This is a genomic window from Mesorhizobium sp. 8, from assembly GCF_006351905.1.
Classification (GTDB): Bacteria; Pseudomonadota; Alphaproteobacteria; order Rhizobiales; family Rhizobiaceae; genus Mesorhizobium; species Mesorhizobium composti.
The window spans coordinates 686,769-708,661 of the sequence record NZ_CP040914.1 but is presented as its reverse complement, the minus strand read 5'-3'; the positions used below and the strand labels follow the sequence as shown (position 1 = coordinate 708,661).

Here is a 21,893-nt window from a genome sequence, read left to right as displayed (position 1 = left end):
GTTTTCCAGACGTGTTCTGTGTTCCCGCGATGATGGTAAGCGGCCCGGCCAAGAAACGCAAAGCTGCCAGCCGTTTGAAAGAGCTTCAAGATTTTCAGCGTAAAGCCGGCTGCCAAACGGTCAGGGCACAAGGATCGTCGTCCCGGTGGTGCGGCGTGCCTCCAGGTCGGCATGGGCCCTGGCGGCATCCTTCAGCGCATAGCGCTGGTTGATCCGCACTTCGACCGCCCCGCTGGCAACGACATCGAACAGCGCCTTGGCGGATGCCACGAGGTCTTCGCGCTTCGCCACGTAGACGAACAGCGTCGGCCGGGTGATGTAGAGCGAGCCCTTCTGCGACAGCACGCCGAGATTGAACGGTGGAACGGGGCCGGACGACTGGCCGAACAGCGCCAGCAGCCCGAGCGGCTTCAGGCAGTCCAGCGACCCTTCGAAAGTGTCCTTGCCCACCGAATCGTAGACGACTTCGCACTTTTGCCCATTGGTGATGCGCGCCACCTCAGCGACGAAATCCTGCTCGCGGTAATTGATGACGTGATCGTAGCCATGCGCTTTGGCCAGTTCCACCTTGTCTGCGGAGCCCGCGGTGCCGATGGTGACGGCACCGATGTGCCTGGCCCATTGGCCGGCGAGCAGACCGACGCCGCCGGCCGCCGCATGGAACAGGATGGTATCGCCGGCCTTCACCTTATAGGTGCGGTTCAGCAGATATTCCGCGGTCATGCCCTTCAGCATCATGGCGGCCGCCTGCTCGTCGGAGATGCCGTCGGGCACCTTGACCAGACGGTTGGCGGCTATGACGCGCTGCTCGGCATAGGCGCCGACGTTGACGGCGTAGGCGACACGATCTCCCGGCTTCAGCCAGTCGACGCCCTCGCCGACCTCGATCACCACGCCTGCGCCCTCCCCGCCCGGCACCAGCGGCAGGCCGTTGGGTGCGGGATAAAGACCGGTGCGGAAATAGACGTCGATGAAGTTCAGGCCTATGGCGGTGTGGCGGATCAGCGCTTGGCCCGGCCCCGGCCGGCCGGGATCGGCCTCCTCGAAGGTCAGGACTTCGGGACCGCCATGGGCGTGGATACGGATCGCTTTGGACATGGATCAGGCTTTCTTCGCGCCGAGTTTGGGAAACAGCTGCATGACGCCGCCGATGAAGAACAGGTAGAGGCCGGTCACAGTGATACCGACCTTAGTGAAAAGGCCGACCTGTTCGCCGAGCACGCCGATCTGGTTGTAGAACTGCGCCATTGCCGATTGCGCCAGCGCCAGTGCGCCGAAGGCACACCAGAGCAGCGTCATGCCGAGATTGATCGAACGCAACCGCACCACCCGCACCGGATGGATGAAGTTCATCGGCACGAAGGTGAGGATGCCCGCAATGACCACGATCGCGAACGACGTCCATTGGCCCGGCTCGATGACGAACAGGGTGAAGACCACCATGTTCCACACCACCGGGAAGCCCTTGAAGAAGTTCTCCTTCGTCTTCATGCCGGTGTCGGCATAGTAGATGGCGCTCGACACCACGATGATCGCCGCCGACAGGAAGGAAAGCCCCTCGCCCATGAAACCGCGCTGGTAGAGCGCGAAGGCGGGGATCATCACGTAGGTGACGTAGTCGATGATGTTGTCGAGCAGTTCGCCCGACCATGTCGGCAGGATTTCCTTCACTTCCAGCTTGCGTGCCACGGGACCGTCGATGCCGTCGACCAGCAGCGCCAGCCCGAGCCACCAGAACATCGCCGTCCAGCGCTCCTCGCTCGCCGCCACGAGCGAGACGAAAGCGAGGAACGAGCCTGATGCGGTGAGAAGGTGCACCGAAAAGGCGCGCGCCTGCGGCCAGGTCACCTTCTTTTTCGGGCGCGGAATGCGCTCGGCGATCTGCTTGGCCTTCGCCTTGGCCCTCTCGCCCGGCCGGGCTTTCGTGGTGTTCTTGCTCACGGTCCGCGCCAATCCAGCTTGCAGATTTCGGCCGAACGGCCGGCGAAATTCCAATTGCGGCCGAAGGCGCGCATCTTCGAGCGGTCCGATTTCGCCACGATAATCTCGGGCGCGATCCAGTATTGCGAGTTCTGGATGACGGTGTCGCGCTCGCTGTCCTTGCCGGCGATCGGCGTCACCGCCCCGTCGATGATCTTCGGGATCTGGAAGACACGCGTCTTGCCCTCGGTCTCATAGGTGACGGGCACCTGCTCGACACCCAGGAATTTGCCGACCAGGATCGACAGCAGCGATGTCGTGCCGCCGGCCTTGCCGGTGAAGATATTGGTGAGAGCCTTGGTGGCGTAAACCGAAGCGCGCTTGTCGATGAACAGACCGGCCGTCCAGTTGCCGCGGCTCATGTAGCCCGGAATTTCCATCACCAGCCCGAGATTGAGGCCCGACAGATCGGTATCGCCGAAATGGCCGGCGTCGATGCGGAACCCGGCCCAGGTCTGGCAATAGCCCTCGGTTGGCGGATGATTGCCCAACGACAAGACGCAAGGGCAAAAAACCGTGCAATTGCAGGAGAGTACAAGCTCTCCTTTCATCGCCCAGCTTGGCTTGGACATAGGCATTCCCCGATCTCAGTGGGACACTACAAGCAGCATCGCGGCCCACACAAGCAGTATCGTGCCGGCCACCCGGCTGGTCCACCGCCCTTCTACCTGCTTTTCGACAAGTGCAAACAGGCCGATGAGCGCCATCCAGAAGATGTTGGTCACGCCGACGGCGAACATCACCAGCATCAACGCCCAACAGCAGCCGAGGCACCAGACGCCCTGTTCCAGCCCGAGCCGGAAAATCCGCGCCGGCCGGTCGCTCCAGCGGGCGAAAAGCGTGGAGAAAGGGTTGCGGCATCTGGTCAGGCAGGCCTGCTTGAGGTTGCTGAACTGATAGATGCCGGCAATGGCGAGTGCTGCCGTGCCCGCGAGACCGGAAATCGGATCGAGCAGCCGGCCTTCCGGCGCAATGTACCTGACTACCAACGTCACCGCCGCGAAAGCGATCGACGCGGCAAGCCAGATCGTCAGGTAGCCGCCCACTAGGACGAGCGGATGGACGACCGGTTCGCCCTTGGCACGGGCGGTATCGGCGATCTCGCAATAGGTGCGGATCATCGGCGCGGCCGAGGGCAGCATGGCGGCGATCGCCATCAGGAACCACATGAGGACCAAAGCCGGGGCTTCCGCAGCGGGCCAGCTGCCATTCACCGGCAGTGGCGTCAGGCACAGCGCTGCGAAGCGTTCGAGCGCGTCCGGAAGCGGCAGCGACGGCAGGGATCGCAACAGGAAATCGCCGGGCGCGCCGGCACCCGGCAGGCCGCCTTCGGCGCCGCGCACTGCCATCGCGCCGAGGACCAGCCATGCGAGCAGGACGGCTAGGACGAGAACCGCCGTCACCGTGATGCGCGGCTTACGCGCTACAGCGGCGGCGGCGCGGCCGGCAGCATCGAGGTGACTGAAATCGTTGTCCTGCGTCGTCATGACCTGAGGCTGAAAAGCCGCGTTGATCGGATAGGCCCGGGGTCTATATTCCCTTTCACGATCCGGCAGGCAACCGGACCCGCCACGGAGAAGGCTGAATTGGACACGCATGAACCGCAAATCCTGATCGCCGGCAGCGGCCCGGCCGGACTTGTTGCGGCGCTCGGCTTCGCGCAGGCCGGTTTTACCGTTGCGCTTGTCGGTCCGCCGGTGCCGACCGGCGACCGCCGTACCACGGCGCTGATGAATCCGGCGCTCGCCATGCTCGACCGACTCGGCGTTCTGGAGAGCCTGCGCGACGAGGCGGCGCCCCTGAAGATGATGCGCATCGTCGATGCCACGAACCGGCTGATCCGCAGCCCGACGGTGACCTTCCACGCCAGCGAGATCGACGAGGAACAGTTCGGGCTCAACCTGCCGAATGCCGCGCTGACCCCGGCGCTTGCCGAAGCCGTCGCGGCGCATCCCGGTATTGATTGGCGCAAGACCGTGGTTTCGGACTGGCACCTTGATGCAGAACGGGCAACGGCCACGCTTGCCGACGGCAGTGCGGTCTCCGCATTGCTGGCGGTCGCCGCAGACGGCCGCCTGTCGCCGGCGCGCGAGGCGGCCGGCATCCGCACGTCGGTGCGCAACTACCCCCAGGCGGCGCTGGTGCTTAATTTCGGGCATCGCAGCGACCATGCCTTCACCTCGACCGAATTCCACACCGAAACCGGCCCCTTCACGCAGGTGCCCCTCCCCGGTGGCCATCGTTCAAGCCTTGTCTGGGTGGTGCGGCCCGAGACGGCCGACGAACTGACTGCCCTGGACGAGGGCGAGCTTTCCGCGCGCGTCGAGGGCCGAACGCAGTCGATGCTCGGGCGGGTGACGGTCGAGCCCGGACGGCAGGTCTACCCGCTTGCGGCCGCGAGCCCACATCGCTTTGCCGCCAACCGTGTCGCGCTGGTCGGCGAAGCCGCGCATGTGTTTCCGCCGATCGGCGCACAGGGGCTTAACCTCGGCATCAGGGATGTCAGCGATCTCATTGATATCGCATCGAGAAACAGGAGCGATCCCGGCGCAGCCCCGGCTCTCGCCACCTACGACGTTCGCCGCCGCCCCGATATCCTGGCGCGCAGCGGCGCGGTCAACCTGCTCAACATGTCGCTGCTGTCGGATTTCCTGCCGGCGCAGATGGCGCGCAGCGCCGGCCTTACCCTGCTGGGCAGTTTCTCGCCGTTGCGCGGCTTCTTCATGCGCGAGGGGCTGAAGCCCGGCAGCGGCTTCGCCGCGCTCGCTGGAGGCTTAAGGAAACAGATCCGGCGGCAGGACGCCGTGGCGGATCATGAAGAGCAGGCCGGTCACGGTCGCCACTGAGAGGCAGGTGGTGATGAGGATGCTGGCGGAGGCGCGCTGCACCCATACGTTATATTGCTGGGCGATGACGAAGACGTTGGTCGCGGTCGGCAGCGAGGCCAGGAGCACGGCTGAGAAGACCCATTCCGGCGAGAAATTGCCGATCCAACTCAGCAGCACATAGCACAGCAGCGGATGGACGATCAGTTTCAGGATGGCGATGGGAGCCATCTCTGAGGGAATGCGCTTGAGCGACCTGAGCGCCAGCGTCACGCCCATTGCGAACAGCGCGCAAGGGGCGGCGGCGCTGGACAGATAGCTGAGAAGGCGCTCGACCGGCAACCAAGGCTGGAATTGAAAGTAGGCGGCACAGACGCCGGCGGCCGTGGCGATGATGAAGGGATGCAACACGATGCGCTGGACGACGCCGAGGACAAGTTGCGGCAAAGGGCGGTTGTCGTCGCCCGCCAGCGCCATCATCATCGGCGCGACGGTGAAATGGACGATGTTTTCGAAGCAGAAGATCAGCGCCACCGGCACCGCCGCCCGTTCGCCGAAGGCAAGCAACGCAAGGCCCGGCCCCATGTAGCCGATATTTCCGTAAGCGGCGGACAGGCCCTTGATTGTGGATTCCGCGATATTGCCGCCCGGCATCAGCATCGACAGGGCGAACATCAGTGAGAAGACGATGTAAGTCGCCGCCACGGAGCCAAGGATGAAGGTCCATTCCGTGAGCTCTTCGAACGGCGTCTTGGCCAGAAGCTGGAAGAACAACGCCGGCAGCGCGACATAAATGATAAATGTGTTCATCCAGCCGAGCGCTTCCAGCGGCTGTCTGGCGATGCGTGCCACCGCGAAGCCGATGAAGATCAGGCCGAAGAACGGCAGGACAAGGCCGAAGACGTCGGTCATCGTTCTGGATCGGGCCTTTCGTCGAAATCGCGGTTGATTGCCCTCCGGCGCTACTGTGAGCTTCCCCGCGCGTCAAGCGCGACGGGATTGAATTGACTGCTCACCTGCGCCAAATAGGCCGTTGAGGTGCGAGTATGAGTACGATGAAGACAGCCAAATTTGCGATCGGACAGGTGGTTCGCCATCGGCTGTTCTCGTTCCGCGGCATCATATTCGATGTCGATCCGCAGTTCGCCAACACCGAGGAATGGTATCAGTCCATTCCCGCCGAGGTGCGACCAAACAAGGACCAGCCGTTCTATCACCTGCTGGCCGAAAATTCGGAGACGGAATACATCGCCTACGTTTCCGAGCAGAACCTGCTGGAAGACGATTCCGACGAACCGGTGCGCCACCCGCAGATTCGAGACCTGTTCGACCGCAGGCCGGATGGCCACTACGAGCCGAAGCGGCAGTCGCGGCACTAGGTGAAAGCCGCGTTCACCGGCGATACAGTCGTCAGAGAGCCGATTCCGTAGCGATATCAACGGGAGGCAAGCGCATGCGTCTGACCGGGGTCTTTGGCCTTGTTTTCCTGCTGGTGATGTTTCTTGCGGGTCCCGCGATCTCGCAGGCTAATCCGGACTTTGCCCCCATCGAGATCAGGCTTGTCGCCCAGAAAGCCGGAAGCGGCTCGCGACTTGTCGTCGAAGGTAGCGGTCAAACACTGGAAGTCGAACCGAGGACATTGTTGGGACCTGCGGACTTCACCAGCGTCGGCCATGTGGAATGGGTCGAAGGCAAGCCGGGGTTCAACGTTGCGCTCACACCTGCCGGCGCGCAGAAGTACGAGCGAATCTCAACCGAAAACGTGGGCAGGACGCTGGCGATCATCGCGGACGGCAAGATCCTCATGGCGCCGAAGATTCTTGATCCGGTGCGGGCGCAGGGTTTCCTGTTGACCGTGAACACCGAGGCCGAAGCCACACAGCTTGCCGAGAAAATCCGGCAAGCTGTCAATCGTTCAAAAACGGGCGGCTGAGTCCGTCAGTCTTCCTTCTTCGGCGCCGCAACGCGAAGCGACAGTTCGCGCAACTGCTGCGGCGTGGCTTCCGAAGGTGCGTTCATCAGCAGGTCGTAGGCCTGCTGGTTCATCGGGAATATGGCGATCTCGCGCAGGTTCTTCGCGCCCACCAGGAGCATCACCACACGATCCACGCCGGCCGCCATGCCACCATGCGGCGGCGCGCCGTACTGGAAGGCACGGTAGAGGCCGCCGAAGCGCTCCTCGACGGTGGCGCGATCCAGCCCGACGATCTCGAAGGCCTTGACCATGGTTTCCGGCAGATGGTTGCGAATGCCGCCCGAGGCGAGTTCGTAGCCATTGCAGACCATATCGTACTGGAACGCCTTGATCGTCAGCGGATCCTGGCTGGTCAACGCTTCAATGCCGCCTTGCGGCATGGAGAAAGGGTTGTGGGCGAAGTCGATCTTCTTCTCGTCCTCATTCCATTCGTAGAACGGGAAATCGACGATCCAACACAATTCGAAACGGTCGCGGTCGACGAGGTTCAGTTCTTCCCCTGCCCGCGTGCGTGCCGCACCGGCGAAAGCGACGAACTTTTTCGGATCGCCCGCGACAAAGAAGGCGGCGTCACCGTCTTCAAGGCCAAGTTGCTGGCGTATCGCCTCGGAGCGTTCCTCGCCGATGTTCTTGGCGATCGGACCGGCACCTTCGATCTTGTCGCCTTCCTTGCGCCAGAAGATGTAGCCGAGGCCCGGCTGGCCCTCGCCCTGCGCCCACGAATTCATGCGGTCGCAGAAGGCGCGACTGCCGCCGGTCCTGGCGGGGATCGCCCACACTTCCGCTTTCGGGTCGTTGGCCAGGATGTTGGCAAACACCTTGAAGCCAGAGCCGCGGAATTGCGTGGAGACGTCCTGCATGACGATAGGGTTGCGCAGGTCCGGCTTGTCGGTGCCGTATTTGCGCATCGCCTCGTCGTAGGCGATGCGGGGAAATTCCTGCGTCACCGGCTTGCCCTCGGCGAACGTCTCGAAAACGCCGCGCATCACCGGTTCCATGGTGGCAAACACGTCTTCTTGCTCGACGAAGCTCATTTCAAGGTCGAGCTGGTAGAATTCGCCATAGAAGCGATCGGCGCGCGGGTCCTCGTCGCGGAAGCAAGGCGCGATCTGGAAATAGCGATCGAAGCCCGAAACCATCAAAAGCTGCTTGTACTGCTGTGGCGCCTGCGGCAGCGCGTAGAATGTGCCGGGGTGGATGCGGCTCGGCACCAGGAAGTCGCGCGCGCCTTCGGGCGACGAAGCGGTGAGAATCGGTGTCTGGAATTCGTTGAAGCCGATCTCGCCCATACGCCTGCGCATCTCGGAAATGACACGAGTGCGCGTCATGATGTTTGCGTGCAGCGTTTCGCGGCGCAGGTCGAGGAAGCGGTATTTGAGGCGGATGTCTTCGGGATAATCCGGCTCGCCGAACACCGGCAGCGGCAGTTCCTTCGCCGCCGACAAAACCTCGATCTCCTTGGCGAAGACCTCGATCTCGCCGGTCTGGAGGTTGGGGTTGATGGCTTCTTCCGTGCGGGCCTTGACCTCGCCATCGATACGGACGACCCACTCGCCGCGCAGCGTCTCGGCCACCTTGAAGGCCGGCGAATCGGGATCGGCGACGATCTGGGTGAGGCCATAATGGTCGCGCAGGTCGATGAACAGCAGCCCGCCATGGTCGCGCACCCGGTGAACCCAGCCGGAGATGCGGACGGTCTGGCCGACGTCGGCCTTCCTCAATTGAGCGCAGGTGTGGCTGCGATAGCGGTGCATGGCGGATTTTCCGTTCAGATCATGATGGTTGGGCGCCTTGGAATCCGGCCCCGAAATCGGCGCGAAAAGCGCATGGGAGGTCCGTTTTGTCAAGGCGAGGCGGTCGCAGCAGGCCGGTTTCGCGCCATCATCGCCCGGTTTGCCTTGACGAAAGCCCTGTCGGCTGGAAAGGAAGAGGTGTTTCCTTCATCGAAAAAGCAATTTGATGCACGTCATTACCACACAAGCCGAACTCGAAACCGCCATTGCCGCGCTGGAGAAGTCGGACTTCGTCACCGTCGATACCGAGTTCATCCGCGAAACGACCTTCTGGCCGATCCTGTGCCTGATCCAGATGGCCGCGCCCGGCGTGACGGCGCTGGTCGATCCGCTGGCGCCCGATCTCGACCTCGCCCCCTTCTTCCGCCTGATGGGCAACGAGAAGGTGACGAAGGTCTTCCATGCCGCCCGGCAGGACATCGAGATCATTGTCCATCTCGGCGACCTCGTTCCTCATCCGGTTTTCGACACCCAGGTGGCGGCCATGGTGTGCGGTTTCGGCGACAGCGTTTCCTACGACCAGATCGTGCAGAAGATCACCGGGACACGGCTCGACAAGTCCTCGCGCTTCACCGACTGGCGCCACCGGCCGCTGTCGGACAAGCAACTCGACTATGCTCTGGCCGACGTTACCCATCTCATCGACGTCTACAAGCATCTGGCGGCCCAACTGGAGCGCGAAGACCGTGCCCATTGGCTGAACGAGGAAATGGCGGTGTTGACGGCGCGCGAGACCTACGATCCGCGCCCGGAGGACGCCTGGAAGCGGCTGAAGATGCGCCTGCGCAAGCCGCAGGAACTGGCCGTGCTGCAGGCGGTGGCCGCCTGGCGCGAGCGCGAGGCGCGCGAGCGGGACGTGCCGCGCGGACGGGTGCTGAAGGACGATGCGATCTACGAGATCGCCCAGCAGCAGCCGCGCGATGCCGCAGCCCTTGCCCGGCTGCGCACCACGCCCAAGGGTTGGGAGCGCTCATCGAGCGCGGCGGGATTGCTCGGTACCGTCAACGCCGCCCTCGCCATCCCGAAGGAAGAGATGCCGAAGCTGCCAAAGACCTTCCAGCCGCCGGAAGGCACCAGCGCGGCCGCCGAACTGCTCAAGGTGCTGTTGCGCATCGTCGCCGAAAAGCAGGGAGTTGCCGCCAAGGTCCTGGCCTCCAGCGACGATATCGACCGCATCGCCGCTGAAGGTGAAGAGGCCGACGTCCCTGCCCTGCAAGGCTGGCGGCGCGCGGTCTTCGGCGAAGCGGCGCTCCGGCTGGTCCGCGGAGAAGTCGGTATCAAGTTCGACAAGCGCAGGATCGCCGTCTTCGATCTGTGATACCGCGAGGCTTGTTCAGGCCCGTCTGCGTCCAGCCAGGTAAAACGTCGCGATCACGGCAAGCGGAATCACCACCAGCGCGAAGCGCGTGACGATCAACGCCGAGGCGAATGCCAGCGAGTCGGGACTGGCATTGAGGAAATCCAGCAACAGCCGGATGACGACGATGTTCTGCACGTAGTCGGCCAGCGTGTAAGGCAGCACGAGGCCCAGCGCCAGCATCGCCTGTCCCTGCTTAGACAGGGCGGCGAAGCGCGGCAGGTGATGGCCGGTCCACAGGATCAGGCTGACGAGCGTCGCTGAAAACAGCGCCGGGAACAGAAGATCGAACGTCAGGTAATGCCAGACGATGATGATCTCGCTGCCGCGCCGTCCCAGCGCCATCAGCCAGGCCATGGCGTCGTCCGGCGTGAAGCCCGTTATGCGCATGTCCAGCGACAGCAGGCCGCCGCTCAGGCGCTCGAAATAGAGGAATTCCAGCGTCGTCATCACGAGGAAGACCACGACCGAGGCGAGGCAGAGCGCCGCGGCGTGGCGGGAAAGGCCGGTCACCGCATCCAGAAATTGTCCCGCCTGCGCCGGCCGATCAGGCTCCGCCAGGGTAGTTGGGGCTTTCGCGGGTGATCGTGACGTCATGGGCGTGGCTTTCACGAAGTCCGGCGTTCGAGATGCGCACGAAGTTGGCGCGCTCGCGGAAATCGGCAAGATCGCGCGCACCGACATAACCCATAGCGGCTTTCAGGCCACCCGCAAGCTGGTGCAGCACGCCGCCCACCGGTCCCTTGTATGGAACCTGGCCTTCGATCCCTTCGGGAACCAGTTTCAACGTGTCGCGCACTTCCGCCTGGAAGTAGCGGTCGGCCGAGCCGCGCGCCATGGCACCGACCGAGCCCATGCCGCGATACGCCTTGAAGGAGCGTCCCTGGTAGAGATAGACCTCGCCGGGGCTTTCGTCCGTCCCGGCCAGAAGCGAGCCGACCATGGCCGCGCCCGCCCCGGCGGCCAGCGCCTTGGCGAGGTCGCCGGAGAATTTGATGCCGCCATCGGCGATGACCGACACGCCCGCCTTCTGTGCCGTCTCGACAGCCGACATGATGGCTGACAGTTGTGGTACGCCGACGCCGGCGACGATGCGGGTTGTGCAGATGGAGCCCGGTCCGATGCCGACCTTGACAGCGTCGGCGCCGGCGTCGATCAGCGCCTGCGTGCCCTCGGCGGTGGCGACGTTGCCGGCCAGGATGCGCACGGAATTGGAGAGTTTCTTGGCCCGCGCGACGGCATCCAGAACCCTCTGCGAATGGCCGTGCGCGGTGTCGATGACCAGCAGGTCGACGCCGGCATCGATCAGCCGTTCGGCGCGCTCGAAGCCGTCGTCGCCGACGCTGGTCGCCGCCGCCGCCCTGAGTCGCCCCTGCGCATCCTTGCTGGCATGCGGGTTGAGCTGCGACTTCTCGATGTCCTTGACGGTGATGAGACCGACGCACCTGCCCTGTTTGTCCACCACCAGCAGTTTTTCGATGCGATGTCGGTGGAGCAGCCGCTTGGCTTCCTCCTGATCGACGGTTTCCTTGACCGTGATGAGGTTCTCCCGCGTCATCAGTTCATAGACCTTCTGCGCCGGGTCAGAGGCGAAGCGGACGTCGCGGTTGGTCAGGATGCCGACGAGGCGGCCGACGTTGTGGCCGCCGCTGCCGCCGTTCTCGACCACCGGGATGCCGGAAATGCCATGCGCCTTCATCAATGCCAGCGCATCGGCGAGCGTCGCGTCGGGACCGATGGTGACGGGATTGACCACCATGCCGGACTCGAATTTCTTGACCTGCCGCACCTGCTCTGCCTGATCGGCCGGTGAAAAGTTGCGGTGGATGACGCCGATGCCGCCCGCCTGCGCCATGGCGATGGCGAGCCTTGCTTCGGTGACGGTGTCCATGGCCGCCGAAAGGATCGGCACGTTGAGGTCGATATCGCCGGCAATGCGCGTACGGATATCGGTCTCACCCGGCATCACTTCCGAATGGCCGGGCTGCAACAGCACGTCGTCGAAGGTCAGCGCCAGAGCGCCGGTCGCGGTTTCGATGATTTTCGCCATGGGCCACCTTGAATGCAGGAAAGGCGCTGCAAACCGGGGATGGACAGCGCCGACTCGTGAACTTCCCTTTCAGGATTGGCGCCGGCTGGTAACACGTCTTGCCGCCGATGGAAAGCAGCCACACGCCGCATCGGCTTCGTATCGCAAAAGGTGACAGGGAATTAACGCGACAGGACCGCCAAGGCGTGATAACCCGCGCCGCTGTCGATCTGCCCCCGGTCGGCGTGCGAGACCAGCAAATCCGGGTACGGCCTTGAATCGCCTCATACCGCTCATCCTCGCGGTCGCCTTGTTCATGGAAAACATGGACTCAACGGTGATCGCCACGTCGCTGCCGGCGATCGCGGCCGATATTCAGACCAGTCCTATCGCGCTCAAGCTGGCGCTGACCTCCTATCTTGTGTCGCTGGCGATCTTCATCCCGGTCAGCGGCTGGATGGCCGATCGCTTCGGCGCGAAGAACGTATTTCGCGCGGCCATCGCCGTTTTCGTCATCGGTTCGGTGGCCTGCGCCTTCTCCAATTCGCTCGGTGCCTTCGTCGTCTCGCGCTTCCTGCAGGGCATGGGCGGCGCCATGATGACGCCTGTCGGGCGCCTCGTGCTCGTCCGCTCGACGCCGAAGCACGACCTCGTGGCGGCGATGTCGTGGCTCAGCGTTCCGGCTCTGGTCGGCCCGCTTGTGGGGCCTCCGGTCGGCGGTTTCATCACCACCTACTTCTCCTGGCACTGGATTTTCCTCATCAACGTGCCCATCGGCCTGATCGGCATTGCGCTGGCGACGCGGTTCCTGCCGGATATGGACCGGGAGCCGACCCCGCCGCTCGATTTCATCGGCTTTGCGCTCAGCGGAATTGCCGCATCCGGTGTGGTCTTCGGCCTGTCGGTCATTTCGCTGCCGGCGCTGCCGCCAGCCACCGGCTTCATCACCGTGTTGGTCGGTTTCGTATGCGGCGCACTCTACCTGTTGCATACCCGGCGCGCACAAAGCCCGCTGCTGGCGCTCGACCTGTTGCGCAATCCGGTGTTCCGCGCATCGGTGGTGGGCGGCGGCATGTTCCGCATCGGCATCGGTGCCGTGCCGTTCCTGCTGCCGCTGATGTTCCAGCTCGCTTTCGGGCTGACGCCGTTCCAATCGGGCATGATCACCTTCGTCACGGCCATCGGCGCCATTGGCATGAAGCTGACGACGGCATGGGTTTTCCGCGCCTTCGGCTTCCGCCGGGTGCTGATCTTCGGTTCGCTGATCGCGGCCGGCACCATCGCCGTCTACGGCTTCTTCACGCCTCAGACGCCCTACGCGGTGATGATCGGCATCATCCTGTTGGGCGGCTTCATCCGCTCCATGTTCTTTACCGGCGTCAACGCGCTGGCCTATGCCGACATCGCACCGGAAGACATCAGCAAGGCGACACCGCTGGCGGCGATGGCGCAACAGCTCAACATCGCGCTTGGCGTGGCTCTGGCCGGCGGCATCCTGGAGGCGCTGACCGGCATCCATGGCGGCCCGCTAACGCTCGGCGATTTCCACATCGCCTTCTTCCTGGTGGCGGCCGTTTCGGCTGCCGCCTCGATCTGGTTCGTGCGGCTGGCGCCGGATGCGGGCAACGCCGTGTCCGGCTACAAGGGCCAACCCACCAGAACGAAGGAGACGGTCACTTCGACGACCGGCTGACCGCGCTTAGATAGGCGGCGTGCGGCCGCGAAAATCCTTGGCGAGCAGATAGAGCTCCACCGATTCATCGCGCGAGGCCGGTGGCTTGACGTGATGGACGGAGCGGAAATTCTTCTTCAACATATCCAGCAGCGATCCTTCAGTTCCGCCCTGAAAGGTCTTGGCGAGAAAATGGCCGCCGGGTTTCAGCACTGAGACGGCGAAGTCGGCCGCCACTTCGCACAAATGCATGGTACGCAGATGGTCGGTGCGGCGATGGCCGGTGGTGGGGGCTGCCATGTCGGACAGGACGACGTCGGGCTCGCCGCCCAGCACTTCGGACAGTTTTGCCGGCGCCTCCGGGTCAAGGAAATCCATTAGCAGGATGACGGCGCCCGGCACGGCGTCCATCTCCAGATAATCGATGCCGACGACATGCGGATGCTCGGCGCTCGACTTCGTGCGTTCCGCCGCCACCTGGCACCAGCCGCCGGGCGCCGCGCCCAGGTCTATGACCTTCATGCCGGGCTTGAGCAGGTGATGCTTGTCGTCGATCTCGATCAGCTTGTAGGCGGCGCGCGAGCGGTAGCCGTCCGCCTTGGAGCGCTGCACGTACGGGTCGTTGAGATGCCGTTCCAGCCAGCGGCGCGACGATTCCTTCAAGCCGCTTTTCTTCTTCACGCGGGTTCGCAGCACGCGCGATGCCCCTCCTGTCTTGCCCGGTTTTTTCGTCACGACCGCCCCCGTGCCAGGTCGCGCCACGCGCCCTCGTCTGCCATCAATTCGCTCAGGATACCCTCGCGCAAGCCACGGTCTGCCACGCGCAGGCGCTCCGCCGGCCAGACCGCGCGGATCGCCTCCAGGATGGCGCAGCCCGCCAGCACCAGATCGGCCCGATCGGCGCCGATGCAGGGATTGGCGACGCGCTGCTGAAAATCCCAACCGAGCAACCTTGCCATCATGCGGTCGACATTGTCGCTGTCCATCCACAGGCCGTCGACGCGGCGACGGTCGTAGCGCTCCAGTTCGAGATGGACGCCGGCCAGCGTGGTCACCGTGCCGGAGGTGCCGAGCAGGTGGAAGTCCGGTCCGTTGACGAGATGGTCCAGTCGCCCGCGCCCTTCGAAGGCCTGCAAGCGGTCGGCGACATCGGCCACCATCGCATCGAAGACATCACCGGTGACAGTGCGTCCGCCATAGCGTTCGGCCAGCGACACAACGCCGACCGGCAGCGACGTCCACGACACGATATGATTGGCCAGGCGCGGCGAACGGTGGCGGCTCAAGTCGATCAACGCGATCTCCGACGAGCCGCCGCCGATGTCGAACAGCACCACGCCTCTGGTGTTTCGTTCCACCAGCGAACCGCATCCCGAAACGGCAAGCCGCGCTTCCGTCTGGCGGTCGATGATCTCCAGCTTCAGCCCCGCCTCGCGCTCGACGCGATCGAGGAATTCCTGCCCGTTCTCGGCCGAACGGCACGCCTCGGTGGCGATCAGCCGTGCCCGCCGGACCTTGCGCGCCCTGAGCTTGTCGCCGCACACCTTGAGCGCCTCGACGGCCCGGTCCATCGCCTGCTGGGAAAGCCGGCCAGATGCCGACAGCCCCTCGCCCAGCCGGACGATGCGCGAGAAGGCGTCGATGACGCGGAACTGCCCGTAGCGCGCCGGAATAGCCATAAGCAGGCGGCAATTGTTGGTGCCGAGGTCAAGGGCGGCGAAGACCGGCAGTTCGTGGCGCGGCCTCCGCTGTTCGACCGCAGGCAGGACCTGCGATGGTGCCGGCACCGCAGGTGCGGACGGCGGAACGACAATAGTTCCCGTCGCGGGGCCATCCGTCGCCGGCTGCTGTCCGTCGCGCGCGAAAACCTTGCGGCCGCGCCGACGCTTGCGCCGTTTGCGGCCTTTCGGGGAATGCCCCGTTTCGCCGGAATCGTTCGGCCTGTCGGCGGCCCATCCGTTCACGGACGGCATAGCGGGGATTTTCGGGCTATCGACGGACTTACGGCCCATCGACGCCGATGGCGCCGGAACCTGCCGGGACTCGCCCGCTTCCGGCGTATCGGCGCCGGCGTCGCGGTCTTCCACTGTCGATCCTTCCAGCGCCGCGCGAACCGGAATCCCGGACGCCGCAGGCGCATTATCCTTAAGTTGGCGCCACAGTAGCAGCGCCCTGCCGGATCACCAAGCGTAAAGCTCCTCTGAGACGGCTAAGGTTGAAGTGCCGGCTTCGATGAGGCATTGCTGAAAAGCGGAACGGGTTGGGGAAGGTGTCAGGCAAGACTGGAAGAAAAACCGAAAACCCTCGGTTCATGATCATACGGCGCTTCTTCTGGCCGGTGGTCGGAATGTCGGCGGTCGCTTTCTCGCTATGGCTGCTCTACGGCGAATTGCGTGGTATCTCGATCGACGACGTGGGTGACGGGCTTGCCGCGATCCCGGCGCATCGATGGCTATTGTCGGCGCTCTGCGCTGTGGCGGCCTATGCCGCGCTCGCCGGCTACGATCACATCGCGCTCACCCATGTCGGAAAGCGCCTGCCCTGGCTGTTCGTGACGCTGTGTTCCTTCACCACCTATGCGCTGTCGCACAACATCGGCGGCTCGGTGCTGTCGGGCGCCGTCATTCGCTATCGCGCCTACGGTTCGCGCGGGTTGACGGGGCATGAGGTCGGCGTCCTGGTGGCCGTCTGCTGGATCACCTTCGTCCTGTCGACGCTGCTCGTCTCCGGCGTCGTGTTGATGCTGGAACCCCATCTGTTCGACCGTTTTTCGGACATGGGCCACGAATGGTTGTCGACCGGGGCCGGCCTGGCGATGATCGCCATCGTCGCGGCCTATGCGTTCGGAAGCTGGCTGCACCTGCAGCCGCTCAAGCTTGGCGCCTTCCAGCTTCATTATCCGCGCCTGCCGATCGTGGCGCGCCAGTTGCTGGTCGGTCCGGTCGAATTGCTGGCAGCGGCCGGAATCGTCTACTTCGCACTGCCCGAGGCCGGGAATCCGGGTTACCTGATCGTTCTCGGCATCTTCCTCGTGTCGTTCTCGATCGCGCAGATATCGCACGCGCCGGGCGGCCTCGGCGTGTTCGAGGTGGTGTTCCTGGCAGGACTTTCCGACATGGATCCGGCCCGCGTGGTGGCGGCTCTGCTGGCGTTCCGGCTGCTCTACCTGATCATCCCGCTGCTCATCGGCCTTGTCGTGGTGGTGCTGTTCGAGCACTCGCAGTTCGGCCGGCGCGCCGATTGATCGTTTCGCCGATTGAACCCATGTGCAGGCTTGACTATTTTCAGGCGGCGGCTAAAAGGCGGGCCGTACAGGCGCATGGCGTTTCGTCGACGCGTCCTGCGGCGGTGGCGGGCACTTCAGTCCACTCTGCCAAGGCATTGAAAAACATGCCCGTTGGGGAATAGGTTAACGGTAGACCCACGGACTCTGACTCCGTTAGTCCTGGTTCGAATCCAGGTTCCCCAGCCAAACCGTTTTCCAGCTTTTGATTTCATTGAGGAATTCGTTCCCTGCGGATCCATTTCGGGGTCGTCTTGTCCTTGTGCACGAAACTGAGGCACAGGGCTGAGGCACATTCGGACTGCCTGCCCTTCAGAGCGTGAAGGCAGTCCGGCATGGCAAAGCGCCACGAAATCCAGAATCTTCTCCGCAGGGGCCACGTCTACTACTGGTATTGGCGGCCGCGCATTCATGTCCGGATGCAACGGGTGCTGGATCATATCGACTGGTGTCTTGACGGCGATCTGGAACTGAAAACGGCGAGCCGGCTGCTGTCGGCGAATGCGGCGAATGCGGCGAAGCCGCAGCGTGAGCGTCTGACGCTGATCCAGATCTTCGAGGAGCTTCACAGTCTCGGCTATGACGCTCCAGCTCGGTGTGGCGGCATGCGCAAGACTGGGAAGAGCAACGCGGCAGCGCCGAGGCCCGAGACCTAAACCCCACTGAGCTTCGCGCCCAGCGAGGCCTACCAGTTCGACTGGAGCCACGAGAGCGTCCTGCTGGACGGCGTGACGGTCGCCGTACAGGTAACGCACATGCGACTTTGCTATAGCCCCATGTTCTTCGTTCGGGTCTATCCTTGCGAGACGCTGGAGATGGTGTTCCACGCAAGGACCCCTACCCTGATGATTACGATTGACCGTCAGGCATCCTATCATCGACACCGGGATAACGTCGGAGGCATTGCCGCATCAAGCCCTATCGATCCTCGGCATAGAGGAACTCGCGGCTTACTCCGACGGATTCTGCACATCAGACAGTCGATTGAGCCGTACCGGCCGCAAGGTTCACCCACGCAGCACTTTTGCGATCGAAAGACAGCGTTTCGATATTGCTCCGCTCCCTGAGAAGCTGCGGCTTGTCGATCTTGTTCGAGCCCGTTCTAGGAAACGCATCGATCTGTTCGATGTAGCGGGGAACCTTGAACCGCGCGAGATCGCGTTCGCAGGCGGCGAAAATGGCGTTGAGGTGTTCCGCCTTGTCTCGAAGGTCGATGCCGTCGACGCAAGTGACGAACACCTTGACTTCCTGTCCGCGCTCTTCGTCCGGTACACCGACGGCCGCCGCCTCGACGATGTAGGGACATCCCCGCATCACCGCCTCGACTTCCTGGGCGGCGATGTTTTCGCCGCTACGTCTGATCGTGTCCTTCAAGCGGCCCCGGTAATAGTAGAAACCTTCAATGTCGCGGCTGAACAGGTCGCCTGTGCGGAACCAGTCGCCGACGAAGCTTTTCGCATTGGCGTCGGCGTCACCATAATATTCCTTGATGACGCCCGGGCCTTTCACCCAGAGTTCGCCCACTTCGTCGGGCTCGGCTTCCCGCTCGGTGCCGATCATGACCTTGCAATGCCGGTTGGCGGCCTCAAGGCCGCAGGAGCGGCTTCCGACCATGCGCACCGCCTCTTCCGGCTGGTAGAGCGTGGTGCCGATCTCGGTCATGCCGAAGGATTCGCGTACCGGGAACGGGAACCAGTCCTGTGCCAGTTGATGATTCTCGCGGCCCCAGCCGAAAATGTTGACACGCTTCAGCGACGGCAGCTTATCGCCTTTTTCCTTCAGATCCTTGAACACGAATTCGGGCATGAAGGCGAAGTCGATGCTGTGCTGGTTGACCCAATCGGCATAGTGCTTGCGGCTAGGCCCGCGGGAAATGAAGGCGGTTCCACGATTGAAGATCGCCGCCAGCATGAGGAACTGGGGATCCATGTAGAAGAAGGATTGGTAGACCAGGATTCGCCGATGCTCGGGCTGATAGGCCTTCGCCATCACCAGACCGGCCTCCAGCCAGAACCGATGGGTTTGAACACAGCCCTTGGGGAAGCCTGTGCTGCCGGAGGTGAACTGGATGTTTGCGATGTTCGATTGGCTGACAGGCAGATGATAGCCAGGCGCTAGCCCATCGTGCGACACCAACGCCTGCCAATTCCCGTAGCCGTTGCGATCGCCACCGACAACGATGGTGCGCTCGGCCGGCACCGGCAGTTTCTGCACCGCCGTGTCGAGGTTGCCCAGGATTTCCTCCTCGACCACAAGATAGGTCGCTTCCGCCTTGGTCAGCACATAGTCGACTTCACGCGCGGTATAGCGCGTGTTGATGGGCACCATCACCGCGCCGAGACTGAGCAGCGCGAACCACGTCACCGGGAAGGCCGGCGTGTTCGTCACCATCACCCCGACATGGATGCCTTGTCCGACACCGCTCGCGCTTAGACCGCCGGCTAGCCGGCTGATCCGGTCTGCAAGGTCGCGATAGGTGATCTGCAGGCCGTCCTCGAAGAAGGACAGGGCGATCTCATCCGGGCATTCCTTCGCCGCCTCGAACACCAGCGCCGGCACATTGGGCGGAAAGGCGTAGGCTTCCAGCCGGATACGGTCGGCTTTCATGCGACCGTGGATATCGAGCACGCTCATTTCTTGCCTTCCGATTCGAATTCGACGGCGCCGGCCCAGTCGCGGTATTTCATTCTCTGGATGCGGTAGAGGTGATCGGCCATCGCATAGGCGGTGTTGCTGTCGAGGTCTTCGCCGCGGACGAACGCCTCCATTTCCAGGCGGATGGCCAGCGCCGTATGCCGCGAAATCCGCGCCGCAATCTGCTCGGCTCGCTCCAGGACCTGGGTGTCGGGCACGACGTCGTTCACCAGATTGCAGCGCGCTGCCTCGACAGCATCGATGGGATCGCCGGTCATCAGCATCTTCATCGCAACGGTCCGCGGCAGATGCCGGTACAGACGCGTGAAGCCGCTGGCGCCGGCCATCTCATAGGCAATTTCCGGGAATCCGAATTTCGCGCTCTCCCCGGCGACGCGAATGTCGGTCAGATGCAGCAGATAGAACAGCCCTTCGCCAAGGCACCAGCCCTTCACCGCACCGATGATCGGCTTGAAGCGACGCAAGGTCAGGACCTCGCGCTCGAACCCCGGATAGTTGAAATCCGTATCGCTCTCAGGCCCAAAGAAGTGACGCAGGACGCGGTCTTCGTCGCTGGTCGGCGGGCGCGGCGTCTTGACGTCGTCACCGGCGCAGAAGGCTCGGTCGCCGGCACCCTTCAGGATACCGACCTTGATGCTGCGATCGCGCGTGAAGTCACGCAATGCCTCGAGCATCTCTAAATGCATCGCCGGCGTGAGAGGGTTCACGGAGCCGTTCTCGATGGTGAACGTCGCGATTTCGCCGTGCTTCTCGTATTTTATCGGCATGTCATTCTTCCTCTTTTATTTTGACCGCAAATCATTCTGTATAGAATATGAATATCAAATATATTTGAAATTATTACTCATAACCATTCGCGACTATATGTTTCTTCCTGTCAATCTATTAGCGATGTAAGAAATTTTGGACGTTTTCCTGCCATTCATCTTTTCCATATAGTCAGCCAGACCATAGAGATGGTAGCCGGCATGGATACCGAGCCAGCGAAGTGGCTCCGGCTCCCAGTTCGGGGATTTATGGCCCACCCACGGAAGCGCCGTGAGTTCGGTCCCCTGATCCAGGATGAGATCCCGCAGCGTGCGGCCGGCAAGGTTTGATATAGCCACGCCGGATCCGGCATAGCCGCCAGCCCAGGCATAGCCGCCGCTTCTGTCGAAACCCACCGTCGGGCACCAGTCTCGTGGCCAACCGAGCACGCCGCACCAGACCTGCTCGAACCTGACGTCCTTTGCCTGCGGGAAAAGGCGCATGAAGTCGCGCCTGAGGACGTCAACGGTGGCACCATCCGCCTGCCCCATCACGTCGGTGCGGGAGCGGAAACGATAAGGCACGCCTCGCCCACCGATAGTGATACGTCCCTCGCGCGTCCTCTGGCAGTAGTTGTAGGCGTACGAATTCTCACTGACCGTCTCGTGGCCGGCCCAGCCGATTTTTTGCCACATCTCGTCAGAGAGTGGTTCGGTCACGATAATGGCGCTGTTGATAGCCGCGATCTCGCGACTGTAGCCCGGCAAATGGGGCGTGAAACCTTCCGTCGCGCGAACCACGATGCCGGCGCGAACGGTGCCGTGCGTGGTCCTGACCCGACCCCGGTCCATCTCCAGGACGGTCGTGCCTTCGTAGATCGATACGCCCATTGCTTCCACGACTGCTGCAAGACCACGCGCCAGCTTGGCCGGCTGGACGCGCGCTGAGTTGCTGTTGAAAATGCCGCCCAGAGCGCCTTCGATTCTGACGCGATCCAGTATCTCCTCGCGCGATAGCAGCTGCACTTCTTCCGGCCGATAGCCGCGCCTTTCGATGAAATCCTTGTGGCGGTCCCGGATTCTGCCGAGTTGGGCCGCGGTGGTGGCGACGGCCAGATTTCCGGCGTGGACGACGTCGGCATCGATGCTTTCCGCCTTTGCCGTATCGATGACCTCGTTAACCGAGTTACGGACCGCGATCTCCATCGCCAGAAGCCGCTCAGCCGAACAATGCTTCAGGTAATTCTGACGGGACCAAGTGAACAGGCCTGTCAGGTTGCCACCATTCCGCCCGGACGCTCCAAAACCCGCGAACTCCTTTTCGATGATGGCGACGGAAAGTTTCGACGCCTGCTGTTTAAGGTAGTAGGCGGCCCAGAGCCCGGTGAAGCCACCGCCGACGATACAGATGTCGACGTCGCAGTTGCCATCCAGAGCCGCGCGCTTCGCCGGAGGCCCTCCGATATCGGAGTACCAGAAAGACACTCCTCCGTTGAGGAAATGTGCGTCAGACTGCCCTGCCCGGCTCATTGCTTCAGCCACCCACAACCAGTTCAATCATGGCGTCCACGATGGACG

19 protein-coding genes, 1 tRNA gene and 1 pseudogene are annotated in these 21,893 nt (G+C 63.1%); 8 read left to right on the top strand and 13 right to left on the bottom strand.

Going from position 1 to position 21,893, the window contains the following annotated elements; all coding sequences use genetic code 11:
• Positions 1 to 120: 120 nt before the first annotated feature.
• From FGU64_RS03260 to FGU64_RS03245, 4 genes are read right to left on the bottom strand one after another with little or no spacing between them, the layout of a single operon-like run.
• Positions 121 to 1,098, bottom strand: coding sequence for a quinone oxidoreductase (locus FGU64_RS03260; protein WP_139950860.1), 978 nt, complete (start codon positions 1,096 to 1,098; stop codon positions 121 to 123).
• A 3-nt stretch (positions 1,099 to 1,101) separates the two neighbouring features.
• On the bottom strand, positions 1,102 to 1,941 hold the full coding sequence (gene pcsA, locus FGU64_RS03255; RefSeq protein WP_139950859.1) for a phosphatidylcholine synthase: 840 nt from the start codon (positions 1,939 to 1,941) through the stop codon (positions 1,102 to 1,104).
• A complete protein-coding gene (locus tag FGU64_RS03250) occupies positions 1,938 to 2,552 on the bottom strand; it encodes a DUF1326 domain-containing protein (protein ID WP_136353912.1) in 615 nt (204 codons plus the stop codon). Before FGU64_RS03250 ends, pcsA begins: the two co-directional genes overlap by 4 nt.
• Before the next feature lie 15 nt (positions 2,553 to 2,567).
• A complete protein-coding gene (locus tag FGU64_RS03245; protein ID WP_139955252.1) occupies positions 2,568 to 3,467 on the bottom strand; it encodes a DUF2182 domain-containing protein in 900 nt (299 codons plus the stop codon).
• 99 nt (positions 3,468 to 3,566) lie between these two features.
• On the opposite strand from FGU64_RS03245, the gene FGU64_RS03240 reads away from it, so the two are divergent.
• Positions 3,567 to 4,826, top strand: a complete 1,260-nt coding sequence (locus FGU64_RS03240) for a UbiH/UbiF family hydroxylase (RefSeq protein ID WP_139950858.1) — start codon at positions 3,567 to 3,569, stop codon at positions 4,824 to 4,826.
• On the opposite strand, the gene FGU64_RS03235 is transcribed toward FGU64_RS03240, so the two are convergent.
• Complete coding sequence (locus tag FGU64_RS03235) at positions 4,755 to 5,717, bottom strand: AEC family transporter (protein WP_139950857.1); 963 nt, start codon at positions 5,715 to 5,717, stop codon at positions 4,755 to 4,757. The genes FGU64_RS03240 and FGU64_RS03235 overlap by 72 nt on opposite strands.
• A gap of 143 nt (positions 5,718 to 5,860) precedes the next feature.
• Between FGU64_RS03235 and hspQ the strand changes: the two genes are divergently transcribed.
• A complete protein-coding gene (gene hspQ, locus FGU64_RS03230; protein WP_136353920.1) occupies positions 5,861 to 6,184 on the top strand; it encodes a heat shock protein HspQ in 324 nt (107 codons plus the stop codon).
• Between the two features lie 74 nt (positions 6,185 to 6,258).
• Positions 6,259 to 6,738: a hypothetical protein gene (locus tag FGU64_RS03225; RefSeq protein ID WP_139950856.1), complete on the top strand. Its 480-nt coding sequence runs from the start codon at positions 6,259 to 6,261 to the stop codon at positions 6,736 to 6,738.
• A 5-nt stretch (positions 6,739 to 6,743) separates the two neighbouring features.
• Here the strand turns inward: FGU64_RS03225 and aspS are convergent, their stop codons facing one another.
• Positions 6,744 to 8,534 carry an aspartate--tRNA ligase gene (aspS, locus tag FGU64_RS03220; RefSeq protein WP_139950855.1) on the bottom strand — a complete coding sequence of 597 codons (1,791 nt, stop codon included), beginning with the start codon at positions 8,532 to 8,534 and terminating at the stop codon, positions 6,744 to 6,746.
• A gap of 205 nt (positions 8,535 to 8,739) precedes the next feature.
• Here aspS and rnd point away from each other — a divergent pair, with 205 nt between their 5' ends.
• Complete coding sequence (gene rnd / locus FGU64_RS03215) at positions 8,740 to 9,891, top strand: ribonuclease D (protein ID WP_139950854.1); 1,152 nt, start codon at positions 8,740 to 8,742, stop codon at positions 9,889 to 9,891.
• 15 nt (positions 9,892 to 9,906) lie between these two features.
• On the opposite strand, the gene FGU64_RS03210 is transcribed toward rnd, so the two are convergent.
• Together FGU64_RS03210 and guaB are read right to left on the bottom strand one after the other, a co-directional pair.
• Positions 9,907 to 10,443, bottom strand: a complete 537-nt coding sequence (locus FGU64_RS03210; protein WP_246671233.1) for a hypothetical protein — start codon at positions 10,441 to 10,443, stop codon at positions 9,907 to 9,909.
• Positions 10,444 to 10,477: 34 nt separating this feature from the next.
• Positions 10,478 to 11,980, bottom strand: a complete 1,503-nt coding sequence (gene guaB, locus FGU64_RS03205) for an IMP dehydrogenase (protein ID WP_139950852.1) — start codon at positions 11,978 to 11,980, stop codon at positions 10,478 to 10,480.
• 253 nt (positions 11,981 to 12,233) lie between these two features.
• Between guaB and FGU64_RS03200 the strand changes: the two genes are divergently transcribed.
• Positions 12,234 to 13,652, top strand: coding sequence for an MFS transporter (locus tag FGU64_RS03200; RefSeq protein ID WP_139950851.1), 1,419 nt, complete (start codon positions 12,234 to 12,236; stop codon positions 13,650 to 13,652).
• 6 nt (positions 13,653 to 13,658) lie between these two features.
• On the opposite strand, the gene FGU64_RS03195 is transcribed toward FGU64_RS03200, so the two are convergent.
• Positions 13,659 to 14,366: an RlmE family RNA methyltransferase gene (locus FGU64_RS03195; protein WP_139950850.1), complete on the bottom strand. Its 708-nt coding sequence runs from the start codon at positions 14,364 to 14,366 to the stop codon at positions 13,659 to 13,661.
• Positions 14,363 to 15,604 (bottom strand): Ppx/GppA phosphatase family protein, encoded by a 1,242-nt coding sequence (locus tag FGU64_RS03190; RefSeq protein WP_246671316.1) that lies wholly within the window; start codon positions 15,602 to 15,604, stop codon positions 14,363 to 14,365. The genes FGU64_RS03195 and FGU64_RS03190 overlap by 4 nt, the downstream gene beginning before the upstream one ends.
• 338 nt (positions 15,605 to 15,942) lie before the next feature.
• On the opposite strand from FGU64_RS03190, the gene FGU64_RS03185 reads away from it, so the two are divergent.
• The 3 genes and pseudogenes from FGU64_RS03185 to FGU64_RS23475 all read left to right on the top strand — a co-directional run.
• Positions 15,943 to 16,875, top strand: a complete 933-nt coding sequence (locus FGU64_RS03185) for a lysylphosphatidylglycerol synthase domain-containing protein (protein WP_139950848.1) — start codon at positions 15,943 to 15,945, stop codon at positions 16,873 to 16,875.
• Positions 16,876 to 17,029: 154 nt separating this feature from the next.
• Positions 17,030 to 17,103, top strand: a tRNA-Gln gene (locus FGU64_RS03180).
• A gap of 314 nt (positions 17,104 to 17,417) precedes the next feature.
• Positions 17,418 to 17,738, top strand: a pseudogene (locus tag FGU64_RS23475) (IS21 family transposase); the annotation flags it as partial.
• A 148-nt stretch (positions 17,739 to 17,886) separates the two neighbouring features.
• Here FGU64_RS23475 and FGU64_RS03165 read toward each other — a convergent pair.
• The 3 genes from FGU64_RS03165 to FGU64_RS03155 form a co-directional block, all read right to left on the bottom strand.
• A complete protein-coding gene (locus tag FGU64_RS03165) occupies positions 17,887 to 19,548 on the bottom strand; it encodes a class I adenylate-forming enzyme family protein (protein ID WP_139950846.1) in 1,662 nt (553 codons plus the stop codon).
• Complete coding sequence (locus FGU64_RS03160; protein WP_139950845.1) at positions 19,545 to 20,336, bottom strand: enoyl-CoA hydratase/isomerase family protein; 792 nt, start codon at positions 20,334 to 20,336, stop codon at positions 19,545 to 19,547. The genes FGU64_RS03165 and FGU64_RS03160 overlap by 4 nt, the downstream gene beginning before the upstream one ends.
• 93 nt (positions 20,337 to 20,429) lie before the next feature.
• Entirely contained in the window at positions 20,430 to 21,872 is a 1,443-nt protein-coding gene (locus tag FGU64_RS03155; RefSeq protein WP_246671232.1) for an FAD-dependent oxidoreductase, read from the bottom strand.
• Positions 21,873 to 21,893: the final 21 nt, after the last annotated feature.